The organism is Loigolactobacillus iwatensis (assembly GCF_003950295.1).
In the GTDB taxonomy this organism is placed as follows: Bacteria; Bacillota; Bacilli; order Lactobacillales; family Lactobacillaceae; genus Loigolactobacillus; species Loigolactobacillus iwatensis.
This window is the reverse complement of sequence record NZ_RHNP01000016.1, coordinates 1-16,629: the sequence shown is the minus strand read 5'-3', so window position 1 is coordinate 16,629 and position 16,629 is coordinate 1. Positions and strand designations below refer to the sequence as shown.

General features: G+C 39.7%; 18 protein-coding genes and 1 pseudogene. 17 read left to right on the top strand and 2 right to left on the bottom strand.

Annotation, left to right across the window (positions count from 1 at the left end):
- Positions 1-225: 225 nt before the first annotated feature.
- The 8 genes from EKM98_RS05545 to EKM98_RS05510 all read left to right on the top strand — a co-directional run bounded on the left by EKM98_RS05545 (position 226) and on the right by EKM98_RS05510 (position 6,117).
- On the top strand, positions 226-690 hold the full coding sequence (locus EKM98_RS05545) for a DUF441 domain-containing protein (protein ID WP_068224441.1): 465 nt from the start codon (positions 226-228) through the stop codon (positions 688-690).
- An 11-nt stretch (positions 691-701) separates the two neighbouring features.
- Positions 702-1,592 (top strand): CvfB family protein, encoded by an 891-nt coding sequence (locus EKM98_RS05540; RefSeq protein ID WP_125981148.1) that lies wholly within the window; start codon positions 702-704, stop codon positions 1,590-1,592.
- A gap of 567 nt (positions 1,593-2,159) precedes the next feature.
- The gene (gene fur, locus EKM98_RS05535; protein ID WP_125981146.1) at positions 2,160-2,633 is read left to right on the top strand and encodes a ferric iron uptake transcriptional regulator; all 474 of its coding nucleotides are present in this window, start codon (positions 2,160-2,162) and stop codon (positions 2,631-2,633) included.
- An 84-nt stretch (positions 2,634-2,717) separates the two neighbouring features.
- A complete protein-coding gene (gene xerD, locus EKM98_RS05530; protein ID WP_125981145.1) occupies positions 2,718-3,605 on the top strand; it encodes a site-specific tyrosine recombinase XerD in 888 nt (295 codons plus the stop codon).
- A gap of 81 nt (positions 3,606-3,686) precedes the next feature.
- Complete coding sequence (locus EKM98_RS05525) at positions 3,687-4,040, top strand: N-acetyltransferase (protein WP_125981143.1); 354 nt, start codon at positions 3,687-3,689, stop codon at positions 4,038-4,040.
- A 12-nt stretch (positions 4,041-4,052) separates the two neighbouring features.
- A complete protein-coding gene (locus EKM98_RS05520) occupies positions 4,053-4,793 on the top strand; it encodes a segregation and condensation protein A (RefSeq protein ID WP_125981141.1) in 741 nt (246 codons plus the stop codon).
- A complete protein-coding gene (scpB, locus tag EKM98_RS05515; protein ID WP_125981139.1) occupies positions 4,790-5,386 on the top strand; it encodes an SMC-Scp complex subunit ScpB in 597 nt (198 codons plus the stop codon). The genes EKM98_RS05520 and scpB overlap by 4 nt, the downstream gene beginning before the upstream one ends.
- Positions 5,386-6,117, top strand: coding sequence for a pseudouridine synthase (locus EKM98_RS05510; RefSeq protein ID WP_125981138.1), 732 nt, complete (start codon positions 5,386-5,388; stop codon positions 6,115-6,117). Before scpB ends, EKM98_RS05510 begins: the two co-directional genes overlap by 1 nt.
- Positions 6,118-6,313: 196 nt before the next feature.
- On the opposite strand, the gene EKM98_RS05505 is transcribed toward EKM98_RS05510, so the two are convergent.
- Positions 6,314-6,547 carry a ferredoxin gene (locus EKM98_RS05505; protein ID WP_125981136.1) on the bottom strand — a complete coding sequence of 78 codons (234 nt, stop codon included), beginning with the start codon at positions 6,545-6,547 and terminating at the stop codon, positions 6,314-6,316.
- Between the two features lie 27 nt (positions 6,548-6,574).
- On the opposite strand from EKM98_RS05505, the gene EKM98_RS05500 reads away from it, so the two are divergent.
- The 8 genes from EKM98_RS05500 to EKM98_RS05465 all read left to right on the top strand — a co-directional run bounded on the left by EKM98_RS05500 (position 6,575) and on the right by EKM98_RS05465 (position 15,190).
- The gene (locus EKM98_RS05500; protein ID WP_125981134.1) at positions 6,575-7,636 is read left to right on the top strand and encodes a helix-turn-helix domain-containing protein; all 1,062 of its coding nucleotides are present in this window, start codon (positions 6,575-6,577) and stop codon (positions 7,634-7,636) included.
- Positions 7,602-9,053: a RecQ family ATP-dependent DNA helicase gene (locus EKM98_RS05495; RefSeq protein WP_125981133.1), complete on the top strand. Its 1,452-nt coding sequence runs from the start codon at positions 7,602-7,604 to the stop codon at positions 9,051-9,053. Before EKM98_RS05500 ends, EKM98_RS05495 begins: the two co-directional genes overlap by 35 nt.
- A 118-nt stretch (positions 9,054-9,171) precedes the next feature.
- Complete coding sequence (locus EKM98_RS05490; protein WP_125981131.1) at positions 9,172-9,813, top strand: LysM peptidoglycan-binding domain-containing protein; 642 nt, start codon at positions 9,172-9,174, stop codon at positions 9,811-9,813.
- A 67-nt stretch (positions 9,814-9,880) separates the two neighbouring features.
- Positions 9,881-10,570: a (d)CMP kinase gene (cmk, locus tag EKM98_RS05485; RefSeq protein ID WP_404802939.1), complete on the top strand. Its 690-nt coding sequence runs from the start codon at positions 9,881-9,883 to the stop codon at positions 10,568-10,570.
- 79 nt (positions 10,571-10,649) lie between these two features.
- Positions 10,650-11,891: a 30S ribosomal protein S1 gene (gene rpsA, locus EKM98_RS05480; RefSeq protein ID WP_068224406.1), complete on the top strand. Its 1,242-nt coding sequence runs from the start codon at positions 10,650-10,652 to the stop codon at positions 11,889-11,891.
- Positions 11,892-11,980: 89 nt separating this feature from the next.
- Complete coding sequence (der, locus tag EKM98_RS05475) at positions 11,981-13,291, top strand: ribosome biogenesis GTPase Der (protein ID WP_125981127.1); 1,311 nt, start codon at positions 11,981-11,983, stop codon at positions 13,289-13,291.
- A 241-nt stretch (positions 13,292-13,532) separates the two neighbouring features.
- Positions 13,533-13,808 (top strand): HU family DNA-binding protein, encoded by a 276-nt coding sequence (locus EKM98_RS05470; RefSeq protein ID WP_068224403.1) that lies wholly within the window; start codon positions 13,533-13,535, stop codon positions 13,806-13,808.
- Between the two features lie 119 nt (positions 13,809-13,927).
- Positions 13,928-15,190 carry a tetratricopeptide repeat protein gene (locus tag EKM98_RS05465; protein ID WP_125981125.1) on the top strand — a complete coding sequence of 421 codons (1,263 nt, stop codon included), beginning with the start codon at positions 13,928-13,930 and terminating at the stop codon, positions 15,188-15,190.
- Between the two features lie 67 nt (positions 15,191-15,257).
- Here EKM98_RS05465 and EKM98_RS05460 read toward each other — a convergent pair whose 3' ends face one another.
- Positions 15,258-16,073 carry a site-specific integrase gene (locus EKM98_RS05460; protein WP_125981123.1) on the bottom strand — a complete coding sequence of 272 codons (816 nt, stop codon included), beginning with the start codon at positions 16,071-16,073 and terminating at the stop codon, positions 15,258-15,260.
- Positions 16,074-16,414: 341 nt separating this feature from the next.
- Here EKM98_RS05460 and EKM98_RS12160 point away from each other — a divergent pair.
- Positions 16,415-16,549: pseudogene (locus EKM98_RS12160) on the top strand (Ldh family oxidoreductase); the annotation flags it as partial.
- Positions 16,550-16,629: the final 80 nt, after the last annotated feature.

Genomic DNA, 16,629 nt, shown 5'->3' with positions numbered 1-16,629 from the left:
CTTAAGAAGAGGCCTAATAACGATTCAAACTTCACTCTGCGAGCATGATTAGTTATTTGCTGTGGAACCTATTAACTTGGTTACTAACCTGTGTGATCGGGATGATTTGGTGGATGGCGATTTTTTTTAAATACGTTAATACTGAATAAATTAGGAACTGCCATTAAAAAAGTTTAAAATTACTCTGTAAGAAGGAAAATTTATTTAAATAGACAGGAGGACCTGATGGAAAGTTGGTTATTTTTAGGAGTTATTTTGTTAATTGCTTATTTGGCAAAAAACCAATCATTATTAATTGCGTCGGCAATTGTTTTAGTGATTAAACTAATTCCGCACACACAAAAACTATTAACAACGATTCAAGCAAAAGGAATCAATTGGGGTGTTACAATTATTTCGGTGGCCATTTTAGTTCCCATTGCTACCGGTCAAATTGGTTATAAGGATCTAATTAACGCGTTTAAATCACCAGTGGGGTATGTTGCCGTATTCTGTGGTGTTTTAGTTGCCATATTGTCAGGTAAGGGTGTCGGACTATTGGCCCAAAGTCCTGAAATTACGGTTGCCCTTGTTTTTGGTACAATTATGGGGGTTGTTTTTTTTCGAGGTATTGCTGCTGGACCAGTTATTGCCTCTGGAATGACGTACGTTATTCTACAATTGTTACATGTTAGTCCAATTTTAAAGTGAGGTGTTTTTGAATGGAAACAACAGATTATATGGGTCAAATTATTTCGGTTACGGTAACCGATGAAAATGAACAAGATTATTTTGCACAAAAAGATGGCGTAACTTTTCGAATTGAAAAAAGTGAATTTGATAAACCTCACCAGGTTACGGATGCCATCACGGGGTTTGCTTACGAAAACGAAGAGCATGAACTACAGTTAACAACTAAATTACCCACCGTCAAAATCGGACACTTTGCCTGGGCAACGGTTGTTGCTTCAAGGCGTGATCTTGGTGTCTTTGTTGATATTGGTTTACCAAATAAGGATATCGTCGTTTCTAGCGATTTATTACCGACAATTCATCATTTATGGCCGGCTAAAGGTGATCAACTCTTGGTCAGTCTTATTGTGGATAAGAAGGGCCGGCTTTGGGGTCAATTGGCCGATGAAGATATTTTTCAAGAAATGTCTAAGAAGGCAACCCAGCAACAAAATAATTCTGATGTGCAAGGCGTCATTTATCGTTTAAAAATTGTGGGCAGTTTCTTACTGACAGATGAGAAGTACATTGGCTTCATTCACCCAAGTGAACGTGATGCCGAGCCACGAATTGGTCAAAAACTAAAGGCACGAGTGATTGGTGTTCGGCCAGATGGCGTTTTAAATCTTTCTTTGCGCCCGCGTGCTTATGAAGCTATTAGTGATGATTCGGCGATGATTTTGGCCGTACTCAAACATCAGCCAGGTAACGTTATGGCCTATACGGATAAGAGTGATCCGGAAGCAATTCGTGAATTTTTTGGTATTAGTAAGGGACAATTTAAGCGGGCGCTGGGTCATTTAATGAAACTGCATTTAGTGGAACAATCTGATGGTAAGACACATCTTCTCGGGGATCCTGATCAACCGGAACATGCTTAGAATTGTTTTGTGATCGCGAAGCAATGGTTAAATTGTTATCAGTTAAAGTGGCAGTAGGAGTGGGCCAAAACGCTTGAACCTGTGTCGATCTCGACTAATCTGGTTTAAATGTGTTTGAACAAGCAGATTCATACGGTTGCTATGTTTCAAATTGGTGGTTTTCGCTGTGCTAGTTCTTGCGATGACCGAGGCAAACTTAGTCGCGAGCAGTTATGGACTTTATAACTGTGTTCCTTATTTTTGCCACCAGAATAGCTAATATTCGAAGCATCCTAAGTTATTTGCGATTTTTGTAAATAACTCACCGTAATCGCGAAGTAGTAGTTGAATGGACAACGGATGAAGCATCAAAATTATTAGCGTACTTAGACTTGGCTGCGACTCGGGCTTTGGATTACCTTCGTCTGATTGACATCGTCAGCGAAGCCAGTAATAATTCTCAATTGCGGAATGGTAGCTACAACGGCCAAATTCGCAGAATATAACCACTTTTTAGACCAATTGCAATTGGTCCAAAATTATTATAGAATTTAGTCATTGGTACGCAATCGGATGAGGGGCGTTTAGATGGTTGATGATAAATACGTCAAAAAAATCAAACAACAGCTACGCGAGGCGGGATTTAAATTAACCCCACAACGTGAAGCAACCGTTGTTTCGTTACTTGAGAACGAGGCAGGACATTTGAGTGCCGAAGAAATTTATTTGCGAGTTAAGCAAACAACTCCCGATATTGGCCTAGCTACTGTTTACCGAACGCTGGATATTTTAAGTGAGCTCAGAATTGTCAATAAAGTGAGTTTTACGGATGGTTTAGTTCGCTATGATTTGCGGCGTGAAGGTGCCCAGCAACATTTTCATCACCACTTATTATGTGTTCAGTGTGGTAAGATTGAAGAAATTCATGAGGACTTACTGGCTGATGTTGAGCAGGTTGTTGCTTCACGGTATCATTTCCAAGTCACGGACCATAAGCTCACTTTTCAGGGTTTATGTGCGGACTGTCAGCGTAAAAATAAGAACCAAATGGCGAAGGATTGAATCGGTTGAGTGGAATAAATTAGTTTGGTACTATTACTAACTTTTTAATTTCGCTCTCTTTTTATAGGCGTTTAGGAGAAATTAATGGACGAATTAATAGCTGATTTTAAACATTACCTAATAGTGGAAAAAGGACTAGCAGCTAATACTGTTTCTAGTTATTGCCGTGATTTGGAGCGGTTTATGACTTATTTAAAGGCCCAAAAATTAACTAGTTTTGATCAGGATCGATTTGTCATCCTGAATTTTTTAGGTGAGCTGAACGATGAAAAACTGGCAACCAATAGTATCATCCGCATGGTCTCAAGTTTACGTAAGTTTTACCGCTTTTTGCTTGAAACGACGCAAATGACAACTGATCCAATGCTCCAAATTGATTCACCAAAAAAGCAACAACATTTGCCCCAGGTATTATCGCAAAATGAGATTGTCAGTTTGTTGAAAGCACCTGATACAACAACGGCCATTGGTATTCGTGATCGTGCAATTTTAGAAGTTATGTACGCAACTGGATTGCGGGTTAGCGAACTCACTCACCTAAAGATGAGCGAATTACATTTAAGCTTGGGTTTAATTCAAACAATTGGTAAGGGTGATAAAGAACGGATTATTCCAATTGGGGATGTTGCAATTGATTGGATTCAGCGGTATTTGGAAGCGGCGCGCCCGCAGTTCTTAAAAGCTGGTCAGCATAGTGATACTTTATTTGTTAATCATTATGGCCGGCCATTCACTCGCCAAGGTATTTGGAAGAATTTGAAGGGCTTAGTTAAAAAAACAGGAATAAAAAAAGACGTTACACCACATACACTACGGCACTCATTTGCAACGCACCTACTTGAAAATGGTGCCGACTTACGAGTTGTTCAGGAATTGTTGGGCCATGCAGACATTTCAACGACACAAATTTATACCCACGTTAGTCAGAAGCGGATCCGGGAAGTTTATAATAAGTACCACCCGCGGGCCTGATAGCGAATTGTATTTCATTTTTTTGTGTGTTATGGTTATTAGTACTTATAGTTAAACAGGTTTTAACCTTGGAGGTTTATAGTGCTGTTTAAATACAAAACAGATTACGAAAAGATTGCAATGGGCTTACTGTCTTTTATTCCTGATTTGGACGAAGTAAGTCATTTGAAGGAAGAATTAACTTGGTACCAAACTGAGACCAGTCGGCAATTATACTTGTGGAAGAATTCAAGTGGTAATTTTGCCGGGGTTATTGGTGTTGAATTGAATAAAGATTATGTTATTATACGACACCTTGCGCTAAGTCCTTCCGATCGAAATGAAGGAAATAGTTTTACGATGTTGACGGAATTGGCTGAATTATACCCAGATAACAAATTAATGGGAACTATTAGCACATCGCCATTAATTGCAAAGTGGGAACAGACACACTAAAGGATGATTGATTTGGCCTTAACCGTAAAATTACCGGAGTTTGAAGGTCCTTTAGATCTATTACTTCATTTAATTAAGAAATCAGAAATGAATATTTACGACATACCAATCGTCGCCATCACTTCCCAATACTTGGAGTATTTGCACCATATGCAGGCTTCAAGATTAGAAGTGGCCGGCGATTATTTTGTGATGGCGGCAACTTTAATGCGTATTAAGAGTCAAACTTTACTCCCGCGCCAACCAACTGTTGAATTAACTGAGGATGAGGATATCACTGTTGATCCACGGGATGAATTGGTCAATCAGTTGCTCGTTTACCAAACTTACAAAAAGGCTGCAACTGATTTACAGCAAAGGGAATCGGCCCGTAAGACACATTTTAGTAAGGCGCCTAGCTTAACCACTAGCGCCGAGCCCTTACCAATGCCGAGGAAACATTTGCGGATCGATGAGGTAACGGCCGCCTTGGTTAATTTACTGCAGGGTAAGGTCGTCAAGCCAGTTACAGTACGAAATGTGGTTCGAGAAACGATTACAATTAAGGATAAAGTTCAAGCAATCATAAAACAATTACACCGAAATAAACGTGGGATAGTCGATTTTGGCGATTTGTTAAGTAATTCAAGCGTCGAAGAGACAGTGACCACCTTTATGTCGGTTTTAGAATTAATGAAAAATGGTCAGGTATCTTGTTACCAAGAAGCTGTTTTGACGCCAATTACGGTTGCTTTAAAGGAGTCAAAAGTATGAATTTAACGGCAACTTTGGAAAGTTTGCTCTTTGTTGCTGGTGATGAAGGGATTACATTAGACCAGTTAGATGAATTATTGACAGAGGGACGCACAACGATTATGCGCGCACTTCAACAGTTTGAGAGTGATCTAAAGGCAGATCGTCACCGGGGATTAACGCTTTTTCAGTTTGGCGATCACTACAAATTAGTGACTAAAAAGGCTTACGCTGAGATTATCAAACACTACTATGAAATACCACTAACGACTAATCTTAGTCAGGCCTCATTAGAGACCTTAGCAATTATTGCCTATAAACAACCGATTACACGGGTTGAAATTGATGAAATTCGTGGTGTCCAAAGTAGCGGGGCACTGCAACGTTTATCTTTACGTCAGTTAATCGAAGAAAAAGGCCGTAAAAATGCACCTGGACGACCAATTTTGTACGTAACCAGTCCTTTTTTTCTTGATTATTTTGGTTTAAAGCAATTGAATGAATTACCGCCTTTGACCCAAGAAAAGACGACCACTACTGAATTAGAAACGGCCGATACAGCTGATCTATTTAAGGCCTTTGAGGCGCAATTAAAAGATAAGGAAGAAAAATAATGGAAAGATTACAAAAGGTTATTGCAGCAGCAGGGGTTGCTTCCCGTCGAAAAGCCGAGACCTTAATTAGTGACGGTCGAGTTACCGTTAACGGTGAAACGGTTACGGAAATGGGTGTTAAAGTTGGCGATCGAGATCAGATTGAGGTTAACGGTGTTCCGTTAGAACAAGAAAAAAAGCGTTATTTCTTGTTTTATAAACCTCGTCAGGTTATCTCAGCAGCCAGTGATGATAAGGGGCGTAAGACCGTCGTTGATTTTTTTCCGGAAGTTAACGAACGAATTTACCCAATTGGTCGTTTGGACTACAACACATCAGGACTGATTATCTTAACTAATGATGGTGAATTGGCCAATTTATTAACGCACCCGCGCTACCAAATTGAAAAATCGTACATCGCTAAAGTAACGGGAATTCCCACTAGTGAGGCCCAGAAAACGTTACGGACAGGCGTTCGGTTAGAGAAACGACGAACCGCCGCCGCTAAAATCAAGTTACTTTCCAGCGATAAAGTGCACCGTACCGCGCAAATTAGTGTCACAATTCATGAAGGAATGAACCATGAAGTTCGCGACATGTTAACGGCGGTTGGTTATCCGGTTGAAAAGTTACGGCGGGAACGGTATGCTTTTTTAACTGCTGATGGTTTAGTTTCTGGTGACTCACGGCCACTTCAAGCTCAAGAAGTAGCGGCCCTTAAAAAATTGGCTAGAACTGGTAAAATTCATTAGCCGAGAAGATTTGACGAAAACAGACAGCGATATGCTAAAATTGAGGCCGAGACGAAACATTGTCTCGGCCCCTTTTTAATAAACGCGTGATCCAAGTACTTGATGAGCGTAATGAAAGCTTTATGCTGTAGGTAAACGTTCATTGTACGTCTAATTACTTTAAGCGCATTTATTTTTACAGTTTAAAGCCACTTTTTTAAGTGCGCTTTATATTAAATGGAATATTTTGACGGATGATTGCGTGGGTTGGACAGTTTTGGTAGGCCTTTTTGAAGTTTGCTAACTGGTCGGCAGCGATTGGGGTTTTTCCTAAATTGTTGTCGGGTTTAAAGTAGGCAATACCGTTTGTTTGGTAATCAAAAAGTTGAGGTGCATTGATTTGACATAGACCACAGGCAATGCACTGCTCTTGCTGGACTTTACTGTACATAAATTTGGCCTCCAAGAAGGGATTCTCATGGAACAAGAAGATTATTTATTACTATTATTTGATCGGGTACAGTGGCGGCGATCACGAGCAATTTTGAATTTGCTCAAGGGAAAACGGACAGTGTCCAATTTATACGCCGGATTGACCTATCAACTACTTCCATTATACCAGCTTCTGCCCCACTTAAATGATGTGAAATTTCAGCGTGGCCTTGATCGACTAAAACAACGTGGTCTACTGGAGTTAGGAGAAAAACGTTACCGTTTAACTGAAGCAGGTCTCAAATCTCAACGGGCCTTTATATTGGTGCATTTTGTTCCCCGGTGGTTCAATGGCTTCAGGCAGCCTAATTTACAGCATTTTATGGCACGATTATTTTTGGCCACGCAAGTGACGTCCGAGTATACTCGCCATAATGCACGTTACTATCCACTGGAAATATCTGAAGTTGATCAGCAGGCCGTAAAAGTCTGGTTTACACAGTATAAATCACCGCAATTAGGTCGTAATTTATTAAAGGAATGGCGGCAATTTTTGCAACAGTTACCCCAGCATGATGCTGATATTTACAGTCAATTTTTAGTTGGGTACAAGATTACGCGCTATGCGGTGCCACAAGTTGCACAATTGTTTAAATTAATGCCAATTGAGGTTGCTCTGTATCAAATTGATATTACGGCTCATTTAATTAACTTGGTGCAAAGGACACCGGTGGATTTCCCGCTACTGGCCGAGCTTTGGCAACCACTTGCACAAGGTGTACTTAGTCAGAGTAGCGCACTGACTTATCGTCTGGCGCTTCAGGGCACTGACCTAACTAAAATTGCACAAATGCGGCGTTTAAGACCGGGCACAATTACTGAGCATCTATTAGAGGCGGCCATCTTAACACCGAATTTTCCATATGCCGCATACCTAACAACAACGCAACGGCAGAAATTGGCGGCGACTTTTTCCGAAACGGTTATTGATGACTGGCAATATGATCTAGTAGCGGCGCAGGATATTTCATTTTTCACATTTCGTTTATATCAAATTGAATGGAGGAAAAGCCATGAATACGGTGGAATTGACAAAAATCTTAACTAAACGTTTTGGTTATACAACTTTCAAACCAGGCCAATTGGACGTTATTCAGGCGGTTTTAGCAGGTCAAGATACTTTTGCAGTTTTGCCTACCGGGACTGGTAAATCACTCTGTTATCAATTACCAGGTTATGCGGCCAGTGGAAGTGTTGTTATTGTTTCACCGTTGTTATCCTTGATGCAAGATCAAGTAGCACGGTTACACTATTTAGGTGAAAAAAAAGTTGTGGCCTTAACTTCAAACCTGACAGCAATGGAGAAGAATGGCGTATTACAACAGCTGTGGCAGTACCGCTTTATCTTTTTATCACCGGAAATGGCCAATCAACCGCGCGTTCGTACTGCGTTGAGCCGGCTAAAGATTTCACTATTAGCGATTGATGAGGCACATTGTATTTCACAGTGGGGGACGGATTTTCGGCCTGATTATCTTGAATTGGCTTCTTTGCGTGAGCAGTTACAACCACGCGCAACGCTTGCAATGACAGCCACGGCCACTAAACGTGTGCAGGCCGATATTCTAGTCAAGCTAGGTTTAACGGATACAACTAAAAAAGTTATTTATTCTGTTGACCGACCTAATATTTATTTAGATGTTCAACAATACGCAAATGAATCTGGAAAAGAGCAGGCCTTGATTCAATTATGTCGGCAACTAAAAAAACCAGGAATTGTTTATTTTTCTAGCAAACAAAAGTCTGAAGAAATGGCCTATAAAATTCAAAAAGAAACGGGTATAAAAACTAGCTTTTATCATGGAGACCTACCTAGTCAAGATCGGTACGCAATTCAGCAACAATTTATGGAAGGTGATCTAGCAATTATTTGCGCAACTACTGCCTTTGGAATGGGGATCAATAAGGCCAACATTCGATTTGTTTTGCATTATCATTTAGCCTCTAATCTAGAAAGCTATTTACAAGAAATTGGCCGGGCAGGGCGTGATGGGCAGCAAAGTGTTGCCATCTTACTTTTTCAGCCTAGTGATATTCGAATTCAGGCCAATTTATTGGCGAGTGGTATTCCTGATAAGGGGCTTATTAAGCAATATTTTAAAAATCCGAATAACTTTAAAGCAATGCACTTTCCTGAGGTTGATCTCCTTCGCTTTTATCAACAGCACGGTTATTCTGCTTCGGCCATCCAACAGCTTTTACAAAAACGTCAAGAAGAAAAGCGCCTAGCACTAGGCGGTATGCTAAGCTACATAACGACGCCGAATTGTAAACGGCAATTTATCTTAACTTATTTTTCGGACCATAAATCAATTACTTGCGATAACTATTGTTGCTGCCATAATCAAGCGGCGGATTACCTTGAACAATTAGATTTGATTACAAATACAGGTAAACAAAAAGAGGCTGTTAGCTATGTTGATTGGCAAAGCCGCTTAAAGCAACTTTTCTTTACGGAATATTAAAGAATTTGAAAGTGGTTTATGTTACAATAATTCCTAGAAGTTCGACCTAAGAATATGATTGGTCCGCTAACGAAACCAGGCATTATTAATGGTATTTCGTGAATGAGGGGGAGCGTCAATGAATAAGAATGAGGAACCAAACAAAAAAACTGCTGCTCACGAAGAACGTCCTTGGGCCAAACAGTTTGATAATGCTCGCGATGATCGTGGCAACGTTTCACGTGCCGCAACTCGTAAGAAGGACCGGGGTAATGCGACTTTTGTGACAATTCTGACGATTGCTTTGTTGGCCTTAGCCGCACTACCGATTGGTGCTTGGATGATTTTTCAAAATCAGATGAATAAGCCAGTGACACCGCATAACACGACTGCAATTGTGAGTTCTTCTAAAAAGAAGGTAGCTACTAGTAAAAAAACGCAGTCAAAAAAAAATGCACAAGCAAGCAGTCGTAAGAAAGTAACGACAAGTAACGCGCAAAAGACGAGTTCAGTTGCCACAACAGAAACAAGTACTGCTCAGGCGGCTTCTTCTTCTGAACAAGTGGCTGCTGCCAGTTCTAGTAGTTCAAGCGCGACGTCGTCCAGCAGTAGTGCTGCTTCTGCCAGTAGCAGCAGTGGGAGCTACGTAACCGTTGCGGCGGGGCAAGGTGTTTACCGGGTAGCGGCTAATAACGGTTTAAGTGTTCAAGAACTTTTAAAATTAAACGGGTTAACAAGTGCAGCTACGATTAAGCCAGGTCAGCAATTACGAGTTAAATAAAATATTAAAAGTTAACTACTGGGGTCTGTGGCTGACCTCAATTTTTTTGTGGAAAAAGGGGTTTTAAATAATGGCAGTAGGTCTAAAGATCGCAATTGATGGTCCAGCATCGGCCGGGAAAAGTACGGTAGCAAAATTGGTTGCTAAGCAATTACATTATACTTACTGTGATACTGGCGCGATGTATCGTTCGATTACTTGGGCAGCGATGCAACGTGGCTTAAAGCTAACCGATGAAGTAGCGGTTGTTGCCTTATTGGATAAAAGTATGATTCGGTTTGAACCTGGAAAAGTTGAGCAGCGGGTTTTCTTTAATGAAACTGAAGTTACAGCGGCCATTCGGCAACCTGATGTGACCAATAATGTTTCAACAATTGCTGCTTTAGGCGGTGTGCGGCAGAAGTTAGTCCAATTACAACATCAAATTGCAGCGGCGGGAAATATCGTGATGGATGGTCGTGATATTGGAACGGCCGTGTTGCCTAACGCTGAAGTTAAAATTTTTTTGGTGGCCAGTGTTTCTGAACGAGCTACGAGACGGTATAAAGAAAACTTAACGAAGGGGATTAATACGCCCCTTGCCGTTTTAAAGCAAGAAATTGAGTTGCGGGATAAAAAGGATTCTACGCGCAAAATTTCCCCGTTAGTCCAAGCAAAAGATGCGATATTAGTTGATACGACATCATTAAATATTGATCAAGTTGTTGCGCGAATTATTAGAATTGTCCAAGAAAAAGAGAAAGATCATAATAAATAATAGCTTTTCCTAGCATTTCGTCTGCTTTTACTATAAAATAGACACTGTAGTTTCAAGCTGTTTAAGGAGGATTTTTGGCATGAGTGAAAATAATAATACAAATGAAAATAAAAATGCCATGGCGGATGCTTTAAATAGCGTCCACGATGTGAAGATCGGTGACATTGTGAAAGGTGAAGTACTCGCAATTGATGACGATAAGCAATTAATCGTTGGTATTCAGGGTACTGGGGTTGAAGGTGTTGTTCCGCTTAAGGAATTAGCCAGTCAACCAGTTGATGACATTAAGGATATTGCCAAAGTTGGTGATGTACTTGATTTAGTTGTTATTTCAACTATTGGTAAGGATAAAGAGAACGGTAGTTACTTACTTTCTAAACGTCGGTTAGAAGCACGCAAGGTCTGGGCCGATATCCAGAAGGAATTTGAAGCTGGCAATACGCTTACCGCAACCGTTACTGAAGTTGTCAAGGGTGGCTTGGTAGTTGACGCTGGTGTTCGTGGCTTTATTCCAGCATCTATGATTTCTGATCATTTTGTTGATGATTTATCACAATATAAAGGTCAAGAATTAGAACTTAAGATTATCGAAATCGAACCAAGTGAGAACCGGTTAATCTTATCGCACCGTGCGATTGTTGAAGCTCAAAAGGCTGAACAACGTGAAAAGATTTTAGCAACAATTAAGGCCGGCGATACTGTTGAAGGTACTGTTGCGCGTTTGACTAATTTTGGTGCCTTTGTAGATCTTGGTGGCATTGATGGATTAGTTCACGTTTCAGAAATTTCTTATGAACGTGTTGCTAAGCCTTCAGATGTTCTTAAAGTAGGTCAACAACTTAAAGTTAAGGTATTAGCAGTTGACCCTGAAAAGAACCGGATTTCACTTTCACTTAAAGCTTTACTTCCTGAACCTTGGGATGGTATTGAGGATAAGGCACCAGCTGGTACCGTCCTTGAAGGTACAGTTAAACGTTTAACAACTTTTGGTGCCTTTGTTGAAGTATTCCCTGGTGTTGAAGGCTTAGTTCATATTTCTCAGATTTCACATGAACATATCGCGACACCAAACGAAGTACTTTCTGAAGGCGAGACAATCAAGGTTAAAGTCTTAGAAGTTAAACCTGAGGCGCATCGTTTGGCACTTTCGATTAAAGCTTTAACACCAAAACCAAATACTGATGATAAAACAAATACGGCCTCACCTGCTGAAACCAGCAATTATCAAAGTAATGATGATGAAGGTGGCTTCACATTAGGCGATCTTATTGGCAATGAATTAAAAAAGAGTACGTCTAATAACGATGATGATAAGAACTAAATCAGTTTTATAACAATTTGGAGATTGGCCCAATACCAATCTCTTTTTTGTTTGAAGTTGTGAATTTTAAATGAAAGTGAGGGATTGTAATGACAAAACCTGTAGTGGCAATTGTAGGTCGGCCTAATGTCGGTAAATCAACTGTATTTAACCGGATTGCTGGCGAACGAATTTCCATTGTTGATGACGCGCCAGGTGTGACGCGTGATCGGATTTATGCGCCGGCAGAATGGCTGGGCCATGAGTTTAATTTAATTGATACCGGCGGAATCGACATTGGTGATGAACCATTTCTAGAACAAATTAAAGAACAAGCCGAAGTTGCAATTGATGAAGCTGATGTTATTGTGTTTTTGACCAGTGTTCGTGAAGGTCTAACTGATGCTGATGAGAAAGTTGCTAGATTACTTTATCGATCGGATAAGCCAGTTGTTTTGGCAGTTAATAAGGTTGATAACCAAGAATTAAGGCAAGATATTTATGATTATTATGCTTTAGGATTTGGGGATCCAGTTGGTGTTTCTGGCGTTCACGGTATTGGAATGGGTGATTTGCTTGATGAGATTGTTAAGCATTTTCCAGAAGAAATTGATGAAGTTGATGATGACCGGATTCATTTTAGCCTGATTGGACGACCTAACGTTGGTAAATCATCATTAGTTAATGCTATCTTAGGCGAGAATCGGGTCATTGTTTCTAGTATTGCTGGGACAACGCGAGATGCCGTTGACACGCAGTTTATTGCCGCCGATGACTCAGAGTTTACGATGATTGATACGGCTGGTTTACGTAAGCGGGGTAAGGCCTACGAAAACGCTGAAAAATACAGTGTTTTACGGGCAATGGCTGCAATTGATCGTTCCGACGTTGTCTTAGTCACGTTAAACGCTGAAGAAGGTATTCGGGAACAGGACAAGCGAATTGCGGGTTACGCGCATGAGGCCGGGCGAGGAATTATTATAACGGTTAATAAATGGGATACCCTTAAAAAGGATAACCATACGTTAAGTGATTTTGAGAACGCCATTCGGGCTAATTTTGCTTACTTAGATTACGCGCCAATTGTTTTTGTTTCGGCAAAAACTAAGCAACGTCTTGATCAGCTACCAAAAATGATTCAAGAAGTAAGCACAAATCAAAATCGTCGAATTAAATCTTCTGTTTTGAATGATGTGTTGATGGATGCAATTGCAACTAACCCAACGCCGTCGACTAATGGTAAAAAATTACGAGTTTATTACGCAACGCAAGTGGCCATTAAGCCGCCAACGTTTGTTATTTTTGTGAATGATCCTGATTTGATGCACTTTTCTTACGAACGTTTTATTGAAAATCAGATTCGGGCAGCCTTCGAATTTTCAGGAACACCAATTCACATTATTACTCGCCGCCGAAAGTAGTTAGAGCTTGCTGTAACGCAAATTTAGCCAGATTAATGCCAGATTCACTAATTTTGGCTATTTTAATAAAAAATACGTGATAAATCACGAAAAAACCTTGCTATCAAGGCATTCCTATGATATCTTTGATTCAGAAATGATGATTTTGTTTCATTATTTCGTCACTTTCTATTTTTAATAGAAATGGCAAATCTGATATTAGACGATGAGTCTAATATTTTGATGCGGAGGTGAATTCACTATGGCAAATAAAGCTGAATTAATCGAAAATGTTGCAAGTCAAACTGGTTTAACCAAAAAGGACGCAACTGCTGCTGTTGATGCTGTTTTTGGTTCAATCCAAGATACATTAGCAAAAGGCGAAAAAGTTCAATTGATTGGTTTTGGTAACTTCGAAGTTCGTGACCGTGCTGCTCGTAAGGGTCGTAACCCACAAACTGGCGCTGAAATTCAAATTCCAGCAAGCAAGGTACCAGCATTTAAACCTGGTAAGGCATTGAAAGATGCTGTTAAATAAGTAATGAAGGACTAGCAATTTAGATTGCTAGTTTTTTTGTTGTCAATTTTGAGCAAGTTAGGTACTTTTATGCTAAACTAAAATGTATTTGACAACAAAATGAAGAAGGGTGTTTTTAGATGAGTTATTCAGAACAAATGTTAACAAAACTCTCTAGTGGCCAACTTGATGCGGCCAATAAGGCATTTATTCAGGCATTACGGCGTGATGATGACGAAACCCTATTTAGTTTAGCCGAGAATCTATACGCTTTAGGATTTTTAAAACAAGCCAAACGCACGTATTTAAAGCTATTAAAAAAGTATCCTGATGAAGATGAAATTCGAACTACTTTGGCCGATATTGCGATTAGCGATGGCAATAACGATGAGGCGCTGACCTATTTAGATGCGATCAAACCAGATTCACCCGCTTATGCGGAAAGTCTGCTGGTTGCGGCTGATATGTACCAACAACAGGGTCTCTATGAGGTCAGTGAGCAAAAGTTACTAACTGCCCGTCGTTTATTTCCAGATGAATCAGTTATTACGTTTGCGTTAGCTGAATTTTATTTTGATAGCGGGGAATTCCATAAGGCGGTTATTTATTACGAAACATTAGTAGATGCTGGAATTACTGAACTTTCTAAGGTTAATATAATTCAGCGCCTAGGTGTTGCTTACGCCAATACGGGTGAGTTTGAGCGGGCGTTAGAATATTTAAAACAAATTCCGACTGAGGAATTGGATCCTGACGCCGCCTTTCAGTACGGTTTTGTTGAATTACAGTTAAAAGATTACAAAAAGGCAATTGAAGTTTTATCAAGTTTGCGTGATCAAGATCCGCAGTACACATCACTTTATCCCTATTTGGCGGAGGCTCTGGAGGCCGATCAACAATTAGAAGAAGCTATGCGGGTTTTGCAGGAAGGTATTGGCAAGGATCAATACAACGAGGTTCTCTATAATGAGGCGGCTCACGTTGCTTTGCGTTTGGATGACAGTAAGGCTGGAGAAAAATATTTAATTCAGTTATTGAAAATTGATCCGGATAATATGGCCGCAAAAATCGAGCTCAGTAATTTATACGTTAAGCAGCAACGTGATACTGATAACGTTGAATTGTTGGCTGAGGCGGTTGATCAGGGCGATGTGGATCCGCAGGCCTATTGGAATTTAGGCGTCTCATACGAGCGTTTAGAAGCCTATGAAAAGGCCAAGGAGAACTATTTATTAGCCTATTCAACCTTCAAAAATGAACCTAATTTCTTACGACAAATCATTAATTTCTTTCGTGAAGAAGGCTTACGTGATGAAACGTTGGCGGCCTTGCAGCGTTACGTTAAGTTAGTCCCCACCGACGATGATATGGCATTGCTGTTAGAAGAATACCAACAAGAATAAAATTGATTGGATTATTTATAAAAACGGGCCAATAAAGTTGTGAATGCAACTTTGTTGGCCCGTTTTGTTAGGGCAAGTTCTTTTTATAGTATGCCAATGAAGCGGGATCAAGGCGTAAGGCCGTCATTAATTCTTGGTCGGATAATTCTTGATGATTGATAATGTAGTGGATTAGGTAACCTTGGTGCAGTTTACTAGGTAATAAGGTCATTTTTAGAATATGGCCATCACGTTTCAGATATTTGTGTAAACCAGGTAAGGTTAACTGCGGGTTGTTGGTATCCCGCCGCGCTTTAAGAAATAAATCTTGGCTGGTTTGTAATGTGGCAAATGGTTGACGGTAAGTCTGAAATTCAGACCAAAATTGGCGTTCGCTAGGTGTCAATTTTGATAGATCAAATTGTTGGTAAAAACCAGGGCTAAGAAACTCTTTGACCGTGAATCCCTTTGCTAATAATAAAAGGGCCGCCCGCGTATAAAAAGTTAATTGCTCGTTTTGTAGTAGTTTAGGTAATTTTTGTAACCAATCAGTTTGAAAGGCCGTGGTCAAACGTTCCTTTGGCAAACCCTTTAGGCCAATCGTTGGATAATTGGTAATCAGTTCGTGAGTAAAAAGAAATTTAAAGTAATTATTTAAGTGGGACATAATCTTGTTATAGGTATCATTTTTTAAAGCCCGCCGATTCAGTAACATGGTGAGGTAATCGCGGATATCATTCTCCAAAATATTATTTAAATCGGGGTCACTTTGATAGGCCCAATTAAATTGCCGCAGGTAGTCAAAAAAATCAGTTAAGGTGTGCTGGTATTCCGAAATTGTGACGGGAGCCAATTCTTTATCCTGTAAATATTTATTGAAACTCTTTTGGTAGGGAAAGGCCATAGCGCATCACTTTCTTTCTTAATAATTGACTAAAGTATAACATAAAAAAGTTACTTTAACTTAGTTTGAATAAAAAATAGCGCTGCAAGCAGCGCAAAACCAATATTAAACCAACAGTAACCAAATTCAAATTAGGGATAGAACTCAGTGAGCGTAATTTTAATACATCTAGAAAATTTCAGATTATGAATAATTAATTAAAATATAGATGACATTATTGTAAAATGATTTGTTTTTGATTAAAAATAAAGTTGACAAATAACATTATTTTAACTAGCATAAATAACATAACTTAAATCGTACAACGATTATTTAAGAATCTAAAGAGTGTGGTGACTGGTGTGGTAAAAAGATACAATAGTGATAAAATGAAACAACTAGTTTTTAAGATTTATCAGGGTTATGGGTTTTCTGCCGAACAAAGTGAACAATTGGCCGAAATGCTTATTTATACTGATTTACATGGCATTGAGTCTGGTCCCCTGTCAATAAAATAGACAATTTAAATAGAGACTTTTTTGTCCTATGCCACGACTAAATTTTGAATTTGAGTTTG

What these genes read in the sequence shown, in the direction of transcription:
- EKM98_RS05545 (WP_068224441.1), top strand. Translation starts at nt 226, where the DNA reads ATGGAAAGTTGGTTATTTTTAGGAGTTATTTTGTTAATTGCTTATTTG.
- EKM98_RS05540 (WP_125981148.1), top strand. Translation starts at nt 702, where the DNA reads ATGGAAACAACAGATTATATGGGTCAAATTATTTCGGTTACGGTAACC.
- fur (WP_125981146.1), top strand. Translation starts at nt 2,160, where the DNA reads ATGGTTGATGATAAATACGTCAAAAAAATCAAACAACAGCTACGCGAG.
- xerD (WP_125981145.1), top strand. Translation starts at nt 2,718, where the DNA reads ATGGACGAATTAATAGCTGATTTTAAACATTACCTAATAGTGGAAAAA.
- scpB (WP_125981139.1), top strand. Translation starts at nt 4,790, where the DNA reads ATGAATTTAACGGCAACTTTGGAAAGTTTGCTCTTTGTTGCTGGTGAT.
- EKM98_RS05510 (WP_125981138.1), top strand. Translation starts at nt 5,386, where the DNA reads ATGGAAAGATTACAAAAGGTTATTGCAGCAGCAGGGGTTGCTTCCCGT.
- EKM98_RS05505 (WP_125981136.1), bottom strand. Translation starts at nt 6,547, where the DNA reads ATGTACAGTAAAGTCCAGCAAGAGCAGTGCATTGCCTGTGGTCTATGT.
- EKM98_RS05500 (WP_125981134.1), top strand. Translation starts at nt 6,575, where the DNA reads ATGGAACAAGAAGATTATTTATTACTATTATTTGATCGGGTACAGTGG.
- EKM98_RS05495 (WP_125981133.1), top strand. Translation starts at nt 7,602, where the DNA reads ATGAATACGGTGGAATTGACAAAAATCTTAACTAAACGTTTTGGTTAT.
- EKM98_RS05490 (WP_125981131.1), top strand. Translation starts at nt 9,172, where the DNA reads ATGAATAAGAATGAGGAACCAAACAAAAAAACTGCTGCTCACGAAGAA.
- rpsA (WP_068224406.1), top strand. Translation starts at nt 10,650, where the DNA reads ATGAGTGAAAATAATAATACAAATGAAAATAAAAATGCCATGGCGGAT.
- der (WP_125981127.1), top strand. Translation starts at nt 11,981, where the DNA reads ATGACAAAACCTGTAGTGGCAATTGTAGGTCGGCCTAATGTCGGTAAA.
- EKM98_RS05470 (WP_068224403.1), top strand. Translation starts at nt 13,533, where the DNA reads ATGGCAAATAAAGCTGAATTAATCGAAAATGTTGCAAGTCAAACTGGT.
- EKM98_RS05465 (WP_125981125.1), top strand. Translation starts at nt 13,928, where the DNA reads ATGAGTTATTCAGAACAAATGTTAACAAAACTCTCTAGTGGCCAACTT.
- EKM98_RS05460 (WP_125981123.1), bottom strand. Translation starts at nt 16,073, where the DNA reads ATGGCCTTTCCCTACCAAAAGAGTTTCAATAAATATTTACAGGATAAA.